Origin of the sequence: Ruegeria sp. HKCCA6707 (assembly GCF_013033515.1) — a bacterium.
Classification (GTDB): domain Bacteria; phylum Pseudomonadota; class Alphaproteobacteria; order Rhodobacterales; family Rhodobacteraceae; genus Ruegeria.
Genome location: NZ_WQEG01000001.1, coordinates 660,259 through 673,818 on the forward strand (window position 1 = coordinate 660,259; position 13,560 = coordinate 673,818).

The 13,560-nt window shown below is 56.8% G+C and carries 13 protein-coding genes; 3 read left to right on the forward strand and 10 right to left on the reverse strand.

The genetic code is table 11. From position 1 onward, the window contains the following. Positions 1-33: 33 nt before the first annotated feature. The 9 genes from napA to GOW40_RS03315 form a co-directional block, all read right to left on the reverse strand. Entirely contained in the window at positions 34-2,526 is a 2,493-nt protein-coding gene (gene napA, locus GOW40_RS03275; RefSeq protein WP_171128592.1) for a nitrate reductase catalytic subunit NapA, read from the reverse strand. Between the two features lie 28 nt (positions 2,527-2,554). Beyond that, entirely contained in the window at positions 2,555-2,815 is a 261-nt protein-coding gene (locus tag GOW40_RS03280) for a chaperone NapD (RefSeq protein WP_171128590.1), read from the reverse strand. Further along, a complete protein-coding gene (gene napF / locus GOW40_RS03285) occupies positions 2,812-3,324 on the reverse strand; it encodes a ferredoxin-type protein NapF (RefSeq protein WP_171128587.1) in 513 nt (170 codons plus the stop codon). The genes GOW40_RS03280 and napF overlap by 4 nt, the downstream gene beginning before the upstream one ends. Positions 3,325-3,479: 155 nt before the next feature. Then, a complete protein-coding gene (gene mtnA, locus GOW40_RS03290) occupies positions 3,480-4,580 on the reverse strand; it encodes an S-methyl-5-thioribose-1-phosphate isomerase (RefSeq protein WP_171128585.1) in 1,101 nt (366 codons plus the stop codon). A 104-nt stretch (positions 4,581-4,684) separates the two neighbouring features. Further along, positions 4,685-5,275, reverse strand: a complete 591-nt coding sequence (locus tag GOW40_RS03295) for a LysE family translocator (protein WP_171128583.1) — start codon at positions 5,273-5,275, stop codon at positions 4,685-4,687. A gap of 16 nt (positions 5,276-5,291) precedes the next feature. Beyond that, a complete protein-coding gene (locus GOW40_RS03300) occupies positions 5,292-6,215 on the reverse strand; it encodes a 2-hydroxyacid dehydrogenase (RefSeq protein ID WP_171128581.1) in 924 nt (307 codons plus the stop codon). Next, the gene (locus GOW40_RS03305) at positions 6,208-7,056 is read right to left on the reverse strand and encodes a fumarylacetoacetate hydrolase family protein (protein WP_171128578.1); all 849 of its coding nucleotides are present in this window, start codon (positions 7,054-7,056) and stop codon (positions 6,208-6,210) included. The genes GOW40_RS03300 and GOW40_RS03305 overlap by 8 nt, the downstream gene beginning before the upstream one ends. A 13-nt stretch (positions 7,057-7,069) precedes the next feature. Beyond that, positions 7,070-8,866 carry an IlvD/Edd family dehydratase gene (locus tag GOW40_RS03310; protein ID WP_171136353.1) on the reverse strand — a complete coding sequence of 599 codons (1,797 nt, stop codon included), beginning with the start codon at positions 8,864-8,866 and terminating at the stop codon, positions 7,070-7,072. Continuing rightward, the gene (locus GOW40_RS03315; protein WP_171128574.1) at positions 8,863-9,621 is read right to left on the reverse strand and encodes an SDR family oxidoreductase; all 759 of its coding nucleotides are present in this window, start codon (positions 9,619-9,621) and stop codon (positions 8,863-8,865) included. Before GOW40_RS03315 ends, GOW40_RS03310 begins: the two co-directional genes overlap by 4 nt. A 189-nt stretch (positions 9,622-9,810) precedes the next feature. On the opposite strand from GOW40_RS03315, the gene GOW40_RS03320 reads away from it, so the two are divergent. Together GOW40_RS03320 and denD are read left to right on the forward strand one after the other, a co-directional pair. Beyond that, on the forward strand, positions 9,811-10,695 hold the full coding sequence (locus tag GOW40_RS03320; protein ID WP_171128572.1) for an NAD(P)-dependent oxidoreductase: 885 nt from the start codon (positions 9,811-9,813) through the stop codon (positions 10,693-10,695). After that, a complete protein-coding gene (gene denD / locus GOW40_RS03325) occupies positions 10,692-11,660 on the forward strand; it encodes a D-erythronate dehydrogenase (protein ID WP_171128570.1) in 969 nt (322 codons plus the stop codon). Before GOW40_RS03320 ends, denD begins: the two co-directional genes overlap by 4 nt. Here the strand turns inward: denD and GOW40_RS03330 are convergent. Then, positions 11,657-12,307 carry a GntR family transcriptional regulator gene (locus GOW40_RS03330; protein ID WP_171128568.1) on the reverse strand — a complete coding sequence of 217 codons (651 nt, stop codon included), beginning with the start codon at positions 12,305-12,307 and terminating at the stop codon, positions 11,657-11,659. The genes denD and GOW40_RS03330 overlap by 4 nt on opposite strands. Before the next feature lie 198 nt (positions 12,308-12,505). Between GOW40_RS03330 and GOW40_RS03335 the strand changes: the two genes are divergently transcribed. Continuing rightward, complete coding sequence (locus GOW40_RS03335; protein ID WP_171102370.1) at positions 12,506-13,519, forward strand: TRAP transporter substrate-binding protein; 1,014 nt, start codon at positions 12,506-12,508, stop codon at positions 13,517-13,519. Positions 13,520-13,560 lie beyond the last annotated feature (41 nt).

Consider the following 13,560-nt stretch of genomic DNA (forward strand, 5'->3'; position numbering starts at 1 on the left):
TTTGTGTGCGGAACGGCTGAACCGTCACCTCGTTTAGGCACGCTCGACTTTGCAGGCGCATTTCTTGAAATCGGTCTGTTTGGACAGCGGGCAGGTCGCATCCAGCGTCAGCTTGTTGGTTAGTTGCCCTTCGTCAAACCACGGCATGAATACCAGGCCTTTCGGCATCTTGTTTCGACCTTTGGTCGAAATCCGGCTGGTGATCTCTCCGCGCCGGGTCGCGACCTTGACCTCTTGCCCGTGGCGCAAATCCCGGTCTGCAGCATCGTCCGGGTGCATATAGACCACGGCCAGCGGAAAAGACCGATGCAGTTCGGGTACACGGCGGGTCATCGAACCCGAGTGCCAGTGTTCCAATACACGACCGGTGCAGAACCACAGATTGTACTCATCATCGGGCATTTCGGGCGGAGCTTCATACGGGGCGAAGATGATTTTGGCCTTTTTGTCCGGGAACCCATAAAATTGCAGTTCCGAGCCCTCTTCCACGTAAGGATCATGCCCTTCGCGATAGCGCCATAATGTTTCCTTGCCATCGACCACCGGCCATCGCAGACCACGCTCTTCGTGATAGCGTTCAAACGGCGCAAGATCGTGGCCGTGCCCGCGCCCGAAAGCGGCGTATTCTTCGAACAGGCCTTTTTGAACGTAGAAGCCGAAATGGTTGGCATCATCATTCGGGTGGCCATGCTGAATTTCGCTAAGGGGGAACTTGTCGACATTGCCGTTTTCGAAAAGAACCTGGTACAAGGTCTTGCCCGCCATCTCGGGCGCCGTGGCGACAAACTCATCTCCCCAGGCTTCTTCCACGGTGAAGCGTTTGGAAAACTCCATCAACTGCCAAAGGTCTGATTTGGCGTCGCCGGGCGCGTGCACTTGCTGGCGCCACATCTGGGTGCGGCGCTCGGCATTGCCATAGCACCCCTCTTTCTCAACCCACATGGCCGTGGGCAGGATCAGATCAGCCGACATGGCTGTGACAGTGGGGTACGGATCGGAAACGGTGACGAAATTGTCCGGGTTTCGATAGCCTGGCCAGCCTTCTTCGTTCATGTTCGGGGCGGCTTGCATATTGTTGTTGCACTGCACCCAATAGGCGTTCAAGACGCCATCTTTCAGCATTCGGTTCTGCAGCACGGCATGAAAACCAACCTTGTCCGGAATAGTCCCTTCAGGCAGCTTCCAGATCTTTTCCGCTTTGGCGCGATGCTCGGGGTTGGTGACGACATAATCTGCTGGCAGACGATGGGCGAAAGTGCCGACCTCGCGCGCTGTCCCGCAGGCCGAGGGCTGCCCGGTCAGGGAAAATGGCGAGTTGCCCGGCTCGGAGATCTTGCCGGTCAGAAGGTGCACATTATACATGAGCGAGTTCACCCATGAACCACGCGTGTGCTGGTTAAAGCCCATGGTCCACAGGCTCATGACCTTGCGATCCGGATCAGCGTATTGCTGGGCCAATCGCTCAAGCTTGTCCGCAGGCACACCTGATATTTCTGCTGTGTATTCAAGCGTGTATGGCTTTACGGATTCGGCGTACTCGGTGAAGCTGATGGGCGTCAGCTCGCCCGAATTCGGGTTTGCAGCCGCCAATTGCAAGGGGTCCTCATCCCGCAACCCATAACCGATATCCGTGGCGGTTTTGGTTATGTTGACATGTTTTGAGAGGAACTCCTCGTTCACAGACCCGGTCTGGATAATGTGATTTGCGATGTAGTTGAGGATGGCCAAGTCAGTCTGCGGGGTGAAGACCATGCCATTGTCTGCCAATTCGAACGAACGGTGCTCGAATGTGGACAGAACATGAACTTCGCAACCTTCCTTGGTCAGTCGCGTGTCCGTCAGGCGAGACCAGAGGATGGGGTGCATTTCGGCCATGTTCGAGCCCCACAGTACAAAGGTATCTGCAGCCTCAAGATCATCATAGCAGCCCATCGGCTCGTCCACACCAAAGGAGCGCATGAACCCCATTACGGCCGAAGCCATGCAGTGTCGCGCGTTTGGATCAATATTGTTCGACCTGAACCCCGCTTTCATCAGCTTGGACGCTGCATAGCCTTCCCATACGGTCCATTGCCCGGACCCGAACATGCCAACACCTTCGGGACCTTTGGTTCGGAGGGTTTCTTTCCATTTTTCGGCCATGATGTCGAAAGCCTGATCCCATGAGATCGGTTGGAAATCACCGTCTTTGGCGTATTCGCCGTCTCTCATGCGCAGCAAAGGCTGAGTCAGGCGGTCTTTGCCATACATGATCTTCGACAGGAAATAGCCCTTAACGCAGTTAAGCCCGCGATTGACCTCGGCCTGCGGGTCGCCTTGCGTGGCCACCACTCGCCCTTCTTTGGTGCCAACCAAAACCGTACAGCCGGTGCCGCAAAACCGACAGGGCGCCTTATCCCATTTGATATCAGGAACGCCGAACTGAGCGTCAGCAGGCCCGGCACCAAGCGATAGGCCTGCGGTTGACGCCGTTGCCGCCGCTGCAGTGGCTTTCAGAAAGGTCCGGCGCGAGTCAGAGAGGGTCATGGCATGGGTCTCCGGCGATTGGGTTGGGCTATTCGGTTGAATTCAGAGGCGATGCTTCGGGGTCTTCGAAATGGTGATATGTGAGGGCCAGCGCGACGACGCCCGGGATATGGTGCAAATCCATGATGGTTTCCGAGGCCAGCCGATCCTCGGTGTCTTCGACGACAACGACAAAACGACCATCCTCAGCCTCGGCATGCACTTCCACACCCGGTGTGGTGTCCATGGCCTGGCGCGCAACGCCGCTGCGTTCAGGTGCGACATGGACCAGGCAGCCACAGATATTCATGACAGAACCTCTGGCGCGACAGCAGATTGTTGTTCGAAAGATACAGCACCTACTGGGCATACGGACGCACACGCGCCGCAACCGGTGCAGCGGTCCAAATCAATCTCTGGCTGCGCGCGACCCCCCAGTTGCAGTTTGAAACGAATGGCGCTTTGGTCACAGCTGTCCTGACACGACCTGCAGCTGATGCCCGTCATTGAGAGGCAATGGTCATGGATGAGTGCACGCCAGGGCCATAGCGAAACATGCTCGGCTGAAAGGGCACCGGTTTGGCAGCTTTCGGCACAGCGGCCACAAAAGGTGCAAGCCGCAAGGTCAAAGTCGACTTTCGGAAAACCATCAGCGCCAGCTTTCAAAATACCTTCCGGGCAGACTGAAACACAATCTCCGCATTGGCTGCACAGATCATCAAATCGGGCCTCAACCCAACCCGGTGGACGAATCGCATCTTCGTCCCTTCTCAGCACTCTTGCGCTTAGCAATGCGCGTCTTGTGGTCTGTTGGCTCATTCGCTGCGACCTCAGATTCACAAATTCACTATAACGAATTTTACGATTTAAAACATCTTTTTATCTCGAATTGAGACTATTTTCAGAGCAAGCGATTGTACCGCGTTGAGATCTAAGATGCGAAGAGCCTTGAGGCCGAACGCAAGCGCGCTTGTCTACTTGGTCCCAGCCTTATCGGGGAATAGACCCGCGAGACCATCGGCGCTGGCATCGCAGACACCGCGCTCGGTGATCAGACCGGTCACAAGCCGGTTGGGTGTTACGTCAAAGGCTGGGTTGCCGCCCAGTGTTCCTTTGGGCGTTACCCGCACATCGCCAATCTCGTCCCCTTCGGTCATGCCCAGAACGTGGCTTACTTCCAACTCGGCGCGTTCTTCAATGGGGATATCCGCAACCCCGTCGCTGAGCGTCCAGTCGATGGTGGGTGACGGCAGCGCCACATAGAAGGGCACTCCGTTGTCATGCGCGGCGAGCGCCTTGAGATAGGTGCCGATCTTGTTGCAGACGTCACCACGCGCGGTGGTGCGGTCGGTGCCGGTAATGACCAAATCAACCATCCCGCGCTGCATCAGATGCCCACCCGCATTGTCGACGATATAGGTATGGCTGATCCCCTGCTCGCCCAATTCCCATGAGGTCAGCGCCCCCTGATTGCGGGGGCGGGTTTCATCGACCCAAACATGAATCGGAATGCCAGCGGCCTGCGCGTGATACATCGGGCTGGTTGCTGTGCCCCAATCCACTGTTGCCAACCAACCCGCGTTGCAATGGGTCAGAAGGCGAACCGGTTCGCCGTCTTTCTTTCGCGCCGCAATGTCCTTGATCAGCGTCAAACCGTTTTCACCGATGCGGCGGTTGATCTCGATATCTTCTTCAAAGACCTCAAGCGCCAGAGCCCAGGCCGCATCCGCACGCTGCTCTGTCGGTAATGGCAGCAATACCTCTCGACACCGATCCAGCGCCCAGCGCAGGTTCACTGCGGTTGGGCGTGTGGCATACAGCACAGCGCTTGAGTGTTCGAAGTTCTGATCCGAGGGGTCGCGCTGCATGGCTTCGGCGATCCCATAGGCGGCTGTCGCGCCAATCAAAGGCGCACCGCGCACCCACATGTCGCGGATCGCGACTTCGAAATCTTCCAGCGAGGACAAGGTGACGATCTTGAACGCATGGGGCAACCATCGCTGATCGATGATCCGCACCTCTCCGCTGTCCGCATCGCGCCAGATCGACCGGTAGTGAACTCCATCAACCTTCATCAAACGTCCTCCGTGAAAAATCGAACCTTATGGTGCAAATCGCCTGCGCTCAGTTTGAAGCTCTATGCCGTTCCGTCAAGGAGATCATATGAAGACCTAGCCAATCAAAGCACCGAGACCAGCGCCACCAGTGCAACCACGCCCAAGCAAAACGCCATCGCAAAGTTGATCGCGCGATGGGTTTTGTCACTCAGATCAAGACTGCCCAGCTTTGCGCCCATACCCAGCCAGATCAAATGCACCGGCACCCAGATCATGTTGAACAGAATGAGTTTCAGGATGACCTCCCACAGCGGTGCTTCGGGCAGGAAGGCAAAGCCGGAAAATAGCGCAGTGCTGACCACATAGGCCTTAGGATTGATGAATTGCAGCATCAGGCCATTCCTGAACCCAAGCGGGGCCGCAGCGGGCGAAAAGCCAACCTTTGATCCCGCGCTGGCGATGCGCCAGGCCAGAAACAGCAGATATCCAACCGAGGCAAACAGCAGCACCGTTCTCAGCAAAGGCACGGCCAGAGCAGCAGCGGCGACGCCTGAAATCACCAGCATCATGTTGATGAATCCGCCCACCATCAGACCGGCCATAAAGGCCAGGCCTGCCCGGAAGCCAAAGGCCGAACCGATACCGGCAGTGGTCAGAACCCCCGGCCCCGGCGTGATCAGCAGGAAGAAAACCGCAACAACAAACTCAAGCACCTGTCAGACCGACCCTTTACAGATCTTGGCATTCCGGCACGGCAGTCAGGACCGAACCATCTTTGAGATGCTGCAATAGATTATCGACAGTCAGATCACCCATAGCGGCCCGTGTTTCAACCGTGGCGCTACCGGCGTGGGGCAGAAGAACGACGTTGGGGAGGTCCCGCAGGGCCTGGGGCACGCGCGGTTCCTCTGCAAACACATCCAGACCGGCCCAGCCCAGCTCTCCGTTTTGAAGCGCGTTGATCAAGGCGGCCTCGTCCACGACCGAGCCCCGGCTGACATTGATCAGCGTTCCGTCAGGCCCCAGTGCGCGCAGGACCTCGGCATTGACCAGCTTGTTTGTCGAAGGCCCGCCAGGTGTGATGCAGATCAGCACGTCCACATGATCGGCCATGTCGCGCAAAGAGTCGAAATACCGGTAGGGCACATCCTTTTTGCTGCGCGTGTGGTAAGAGATTTCCGGTGCCCAGGGCTCCAGCTTGTCAACGATGGCCTGTCCGATGCGGCCAAGACCCAGAATGCCGATCTTTCGTCCATCAGCCGACCGGGTCAAAGGCGCGTTGCCCTCGGTTTCCCAGCGACCAGACCGTACATAGGCATCGTCGCGCAACAGCTCTCGGTAACAGGACAAGAGCAACAGAACCGCCGTTGTTGCCACCTCTTGGTTCAAGACATTGGGCGTGTGCGTGACCATGATCCCACGCCGAGCAGCGGTCTGCGCGTCAACCGCATCATAGCCAACCCCATAGACGCTAATCATCTTGAGATTACTCAGTGAATCCATCAGATCCTGCGGCACCCCGTCATGGCCGTTTGTGATGACATGCGTGATATCTTCGGCGTTGAAATCGGTTGTCTGGTGGATATCAAACTCCGCCATCAAACGCTCACGCATGCGTTCGGTGATGCCGCCGATCTGCAACAGATCAGTCATCTTGGCCTACCTTCTGCTTTTGCGTGCCCAGCCCGTCGATCCTCAGCTCCATCACATCGCCTTTTTTTAGAAAGACCGGTTCGGGCTTGATCCCCATGCCAACACCGGGTGGTGTGCCTGTCGAGATCACATCACCGGGGTGCAGGGTGAAAAGCTGGCTCAGATGTTCGATGATTTCCGCCACCGTAAAGATCATCGTGGCGGTGTTTCCGGTCTGCATGCGCCGACCGTTCACATCCAGTGACATGCCCAGGTTCTGAGGGTCCGGCACCTCATCGCGGGTCACCAGCCAAGGTCCGGTGGGACCAAAGGTGTCGCAGGATTTACCCTTGGTCCACTGACCGGTCAGTTGGGTCTGAAAGTGCCGCTCGGACACATCGTTCACGATGCAATACCCTGCGACATAGTCCAACGCGTCCGCTTTCGCGACATATTTGGCGGTCTTTCCGATCACCACGCCCAGTTCCACTTCCCAATCCGTATGGGTCGACCCGCGCGGCATCACCACATCATCATTGGGTCCCACGATGGCCGAGTTTGCCTTGAAGAACAGGATGGGGTGTTCGGGAATGTCAGCTCCGGTCTCGGCCGCATGATCCGAATAGTTCAGACCAATGCACAGGAATTTCCCGATATTGCCAACACATGCCCCGATCCTGGGGTCACCTTCGACAACAGGCAGGCTTTCGGGATCCAGCGCGCGCAGTTGCTTCAGTGTCTGATCGTCCAGCATGGCCCCGGTGATATCGGACACATGGGCCGACAAATCACGCAGCTGTCCAGCCGCATCCACCAAAGCGGGCTTTTCTGATCCCTCATCCCCGTAACGTACAAGTTTCATGTCTGTCCCCCCTTCAGTGATTGTCGCGCGGCATGAATTTGCGCGCGATATCGCTGTATTTATCCGCCCCTTTCAGGGTCATGCCGCGATCCAACCGATCGACTTTTTCGCGGAAAATCTCCTGCCAGGGCGATTGGTTGGGTGGCATGGCGTATCCGCCAGCAGCCTCTAGCGCGCGGGCCCGTTCGTGCAGCTCCTCCAACGGAACCAGCATATCAGCAGTGCCCTTGCCCAGATCGATCCGCAACTGGTCACCGTTTTGCACCAGGGCCAGACCACCGCCTACTGCGGCCTCGGGTGAGGCATTCAGGATCGATGGGCTTCCCGAAGTGCCCGATTGCCGCCCATCGCCAATGCAAGGCAATGCCTCGATCCCCTGTTTCAGCAGATACGAAGGCGGGCGCATGTTCACCACTTCGGCAGCACCGGGATAGCCTTTGGGCCCAGCCCCGCGCATGATCAGAATGCAGTTCGCGTCGATATTCTCAGACGGGTCATCGATGCGGTGATGAAAATCCTCGGGCCCGTCGAACACAACCGCCCTGCCCTCGAACGCATCCGGGTCATCCGGGTTCGACAGATACGCCTTGCGAAACGCGGGCGAAATCACCGAAGTTTTCATGATCGCGCTTTCGAACAGGTTTCCTGACAGGTTGATAAAGCCCGCCTGCTCCTTGACCGGGTCGCTGACCGGCTTAATGACATCCGCATTCAGTGACCGGCGCTTGGTGCAGTTTTGCCCCATCGATTGCCCGTTTGCCGTGATCGCATCCGGGTTTGGCAGCAGCCCGCCTTCGATCAGCTCTCCGATAACAGCCGGAACACCGCCCGCCTGCTGATAATCTTCGCCCAGGTATTTCCCGGCGGGCTGCATGTTGACCAAAAGCGGCACGTCATGGCCGAATTTTTGCCAGTCATCATTGTCCAGCGGCACACCCAGATGCCGGGCAATCGCGTTCAGGTGGATCGGCGCATTCGTCGACCCGCCGATGGCCGAATTGATGACGATTGCATTCTCAAACGCCGCACGGGTCATGATGTCGCTGGGGCGCAGATCGTCCCAGACCATCTCGACAATGCGTTTTCCGGTCTCATAGCTGATCTGCCCACGTTCGCGGTAAGGCGCTGGAATCGCTGCAGAACCCGGCAACTGCATGCCCAGAGCCTCAGCCAGCGAATTCATCGTGGTGGCCGTACCCATCGTGTTGCAATAGCCCACCGAAGGCGCCGAGGCGGCGGCGATTTCCATGAACTCATTGGTGTCGATCTCTCCGGCGGCCAGATCTTCGCGCGCTTTCCAGATGACGGTGCCCGATCCGGCCCGCTCGCCTTTCCACCAGCCATTCAGCATCGGCCCCACAGACAAGGCAATCGCCGGGATGTTCACCGTCGCGGCAGCCATCAGCAGCGCGGGCGTAGTCTTGTCACATCCGATATTCAGCACGACCCCGTCCAGCGGATAGCCGAACAAGCTTTCGACCAAAGACAGATAGGCCAGATTGCGGTCAAGCGAGGCGGTAGGCCGTTTGCCGGTTTCCTGGATCGGATGCACCGGGATTTCGATACATGTCCCTCCGGCAGCAATGATCCCGTCGCGCACCCGTTTAGACAGCTCGATATGATGCCGATTACAGGGGCTCAGATCACTGCCGGTCTGAGCGATGCCGATGATCGGCTTGCCAGACTGCAGCTCTTCCCGCGTCAGCCCGTAGTTGAGGTATCTTTCAAGATACAAAGCGGTCATTTCCAGGTTGTCGGAATTCATGAACCACTTGCGCGACCGCAGATCGTCTTTGGATATTTTTGTCATTGGCCTGACCAGCCCCCGTCAATGATATGTGTGTGTCCTGTGGTGAATGCGCTCTCGTCGCTTGCCAGATAAACGACCAGAGCTGCGATCTCTTCTGCCTTGGCAACACGCCCCATCGGTTGGCGCGCCACAAACTGTGCCAGGGCCTCTTCCCGGCTGCCCAGTTGTTTGCCAAGGGCGTCGACCCGATCGCGCCAGCTTGGGCTGTCGACCGTGCCCGGGCAAATGCAGTTGCACCGAATGCCCTGTGTTATGAAATCAACGGCCACCGACTTTGTGAGCCCGACAACAGCGGCCTTGGTTGTACCGTAAACAAAACGGTTCGGCGCGCCGATGATAGACCCCAAAGCCGAGGACATATTGATGATCGACCCGCTTCCTCTTTCGAGCATCCCAGGCAGCGCAGCCTTGATCGTGCGCACCATCGAGCGCAGGTTTAGATCCATCGCAAAGTCCCATTCGTCATCCGTCGCATCCAGAATGGTGCCGTGATGAACAAAGCCCGCGCAGTTGAACAGGACATCCGGCTTGGCCCGCGCAACTGCCTCTTGGACGCTGTCGTCATCCCTGACATTCATCTCGAAAATTTCGATATTTTCGAGATTCTCGTCGCGAATCGAAGATAGGCTTTGCGTGTCTATATCCGTCGCAAAGACCATCGCGCCTTCGCGCGCCATGGCTATTACACTGGCCCGACCGATCCCCTGAGCGGCAGCTGAAACCAGCACTCGCTTTCCCTTAAGTCGTTCTGACATAAAAACTTTTCGACCTCATATCTAGCAACCGAATCGGTGATGCTTGTTCCCCAGGCCACCTGAAATACAAAGAAACCTATGCAGGTTTAAAACGATTTCTGGCATGTAGGCCTCAGGCCGTTAGCGTAAGTCAGAGATGCGGGTTTGACCATAACCCTGCGCGGTGCAGTTTGAGGAGAACAGAAAAACATGAGCGAAAAACCGAACGTGGCGTTTTTGGGAACCGGTCTTATGGGTGGCCCGATGGCACGAAATCTCTTGGCGGCAGGCTTCCCGTTGACGGTCTGGAACCGCAGCCTTGAAAAAGCCCAACCTTTGGCCTCGGACGGAGCGAAGGTGGCAGACAGCGCGGCGCTTGCGGTAAAGGATGCCGATATCATCATCACCATGCTGTCCGATGGCTACGCCACCGGTGCGCTACTGGACGATTCGTCTTTCTGTGAACAGCTGAAACCTGGAACAATCTGGATCGACATGTCCAGCGCCAAGCCAGAACATGCCCGCGCCCAATCGGCCCAGTTGGCAGCGCTTGGAGTGTCGCATTTGGATGCACCGGTCTCCGGCGGCACCAAAGGGGCTGAAGCAGCGACACTTGCAATCATGGTCGGTGGAGCAGCCGAGGTGATGGATCAGGTCAAACCGGTCCTGTCCGCGATGGGTCGCCCGGTTCACGTAGGCCCCAGCGCTGCCGGACAATTGTGCAAACTGGCCAATCAAACCATCGTCGCCGTGACCATTTCCGCCGTAGCCGAAGCAACGCTGCTGGCCCAGCAAGGCGGCGCGGACCCGGCAGCCCTGCGCAAAGCTCTGACTGGCGGATTTGCCGATAGCGTCATTTTGCAACAGCATGGCGAACGCATGTCCGAAGGCAATTTCGAACCGGGTGGCTTGTCTAAATTTCAGGTTAAGGACCTGGACAACACGTTGGAAGAAGCTCGCAGTTTGGGGTTGGAACTGCCCAGCACGCAAAGCGTACGCGACCGGTTCGCCTATCTGATCGAAGACATGGGCGGCGCCGATTGGGATCATTCGGCCTTGTATCTGGAACTTAAAAAACGGAACGGCATGTCATGACACAGATCCTTGTCATCGGCGGCGGTGGAATGCTCGGCCAGAAATTGGCGCAGCGTCTTTCAACCGAAAACCCCTTTGGGCCCGACGCGCGGGTTACGCTTTTTGATCTTGGTTTCCCGTCGCCCAGCGCAGCTGGTGAACAGATCGTCGGCGATATTGCTGCTCCGACTGCGGCCAAGGCCCTGGCTGCTCGGCGGCCCGATCTGATTTTCCACTTGGCCGCGATCGTTTCAGGTCAGGCCGAGGCCGACTTTGCCTTGGGCTGGGATGTGAATCTGATGGCAAGTTGGGCGCTGCTGAATGCGCTGAAAGATGAACATGACGCCTCAGAGGGGCAATACCGCCCCCGGTTTGTATTCGCATCCTCGATTGCCGTATTCGGAGCCCCCTTTCCCGAGAAGATCGACGACGAATTTCTGTCGGCCCCTTTGACCAGCTACGGAGCGCAGAAGGCCGCGTCGGAACTGATGGTTTCGGACTTTAGCCGCAAGGGGTACATCGATGGTCTGTCGCTGCGCTTGCCAACGATATGTGTCCGCCCGGGCAAGGCCAATGCTGCAGCGTCCTCGTTTTTCTCAGGGATCATCCGAGAACCTTTGAATGGGGTCGAGGCTGTCCTACCCGTGGCCGACACCGTACGACATTGGCACGCAAGCCCCCGCGCTGCAGCCGGGTTTCTGACACATGCTGCACAGTTGGACACAGCGCGTTTGAAAGGTCGGCGGGCATTAAACATGCCCGGCGTCAGCTGCACAGTTGCAGAACAAATCGAAGCGCTGCGAAAAGCGGCCGGTGCAAACACGGCCAATCTGATCAAGTACAGACCGGATCCCACAATCGACAGCATTGTCCAAGGCTGGCCACGAAACTTCGACACAAAACGCGCACTGTCGCTGGGTTTCACAGCGGAAACCAGTTTCGACGACATCATCCAAGCCTATCTCGAGGATGACTTTGGCCGTTAGTCTCCCATCGTCTTTCCCGTGAGATGGCGCTTCAGGTGGTCGTGGATCTTGTCCCGCGTCAACTGCTCATCCCCTGACAAAGCAGCCTTCAGAATATCGGCATGATGCCTGATGTTCTGAGAGATATGTCCGAAATTTCGATCAGCCACCATCAGTTGCTGCCTGAATTGCGCGTAGATCCGGCCATGCATCTGCTTGAGAGTGTCCGATCCACAGGCGGATATGAGCGTCTCGTGAAATTCCTTTTCCGACGTAAACCAAATCTCGACCAGATCACTTGGATCTTCGGCAGCATGAATGCGCTTTTCGATATGGCTAAGCTTATGATGGGCAGCCGTTAGCCTTGCCTCCCAATCCACTCCGCCTTTGCGAATTGACATCGCTGTGCCCTCGGCTTCCAGCAAAATCCGAATATGGGTCAGCTCGATAAGCTTCTTGGGCGAGCGTTTGGGAACACGGAAACCCCGTTGCTCTTGAAAGTCGACAAGGCCAACCGTTGACAATCGAAACAGAACTTCGCGAACGGTACTGGCCGAGCAATTGTATTCCTTTCGCAATTCCTCAGCTCGAACCTTGGCTCCATGCTCGAATCCCCGAGAGATCAGACGCCTTCTAAGGCTTTGATAGATATCAACTTCTTCACTCATTTGGGAACGCACCTCTGCGTTTGGGCTTGAACCCGTCCTAAACGTATTTTTGATTTTTGGCAATAATCTCGAAATTATTAAAAATCTCAAATTCTTCTTGTTGCATCCGCTACTTCGGCTTAACGTCAAACTGCGTAACGGCAAGGGAGGCAGAAAGATCTCCTTTCCCAAGGAACGCTCAACGTCTGGGAGGACAATATGAAAATAGTCAAAACAGCTGCCGTGGCGGCCCTAGCTACAACAATGGCAGCCGGTTTCGCGGTGGCGGAGACCACCAAGCTTAGAATTCAAACGCATTTCTCGCCTGAAACGCTGTCCGGACAGATGGCTGCCAAATACGTGGAAGACATCCAAGAGATGTCGAATGGCGAAATCGAAGTTGAAATGTTCTATTCGTCATCAGTGGTCAAATCGGTGGAAACCTTTGACGCTGCAGCAACCGGGATTCTGGACTGCGACATGACCGGTGGTGGCTATCAAACCGGTAAAAACCCTGCATTCCAGTTCGCGGGCGACCTGCTCGGCGGCTACCAGAACCCCTATCAGCAAATGGCCTGGCTGCTGCATGGTGGTGGCAGAGACGCGGTAAACGACCTTTACAATGGCTATGACATGGAGTTCATCGGGTGGTGGATTCCGGGGCCGGAATCGCTGTCTTCCACCAAACCGATTGCCAAGGTCGAAGACTTCAAGGATTGGAAATTCCGCTCACCTCCGGGTCTGGCCACCAAGGTGTTTGCCGAGCTTGGCGCGTCACCCATCGTGATGGACTTTAACGAGATCTTCACCGCGCTGGAAACTGGCATTATCGACGGTGCGGATGCTGCAAACCTGACCAACAACGTGGGCTTGGGTCTTTATGAGATCGCTGGACACACCAACTATCCTGGCTTCCACTCGATGCCGGCAGACCATCTGGCGTGCCGCAAAGACGTGTGGGACGCGATGCCTGCGCACCACAAGAAGATCATGGAAGTCGCCATGGACAGCCTGGCACTGCACAACGCCACAATCAACGAAGTGCAGAACGCGCAAACAGCAAAAGACCTGAAGGCGAAGGGCGTACAGCTGTACGAATGGACACCGGAAGATCTGGCCGCTTACCGCGCAGCTGTTCAAGTTGGTTGGACCGAGTTTGCCACGACCCCCGAAGCCCAGGCGCTTTTGGAGAGCCATATCAACTTCCTGCGCGATATGGGCGCGATGCAATAATCAAGCTTCAGCTGAATGTTGGCTGACAACGGATAGGCCGC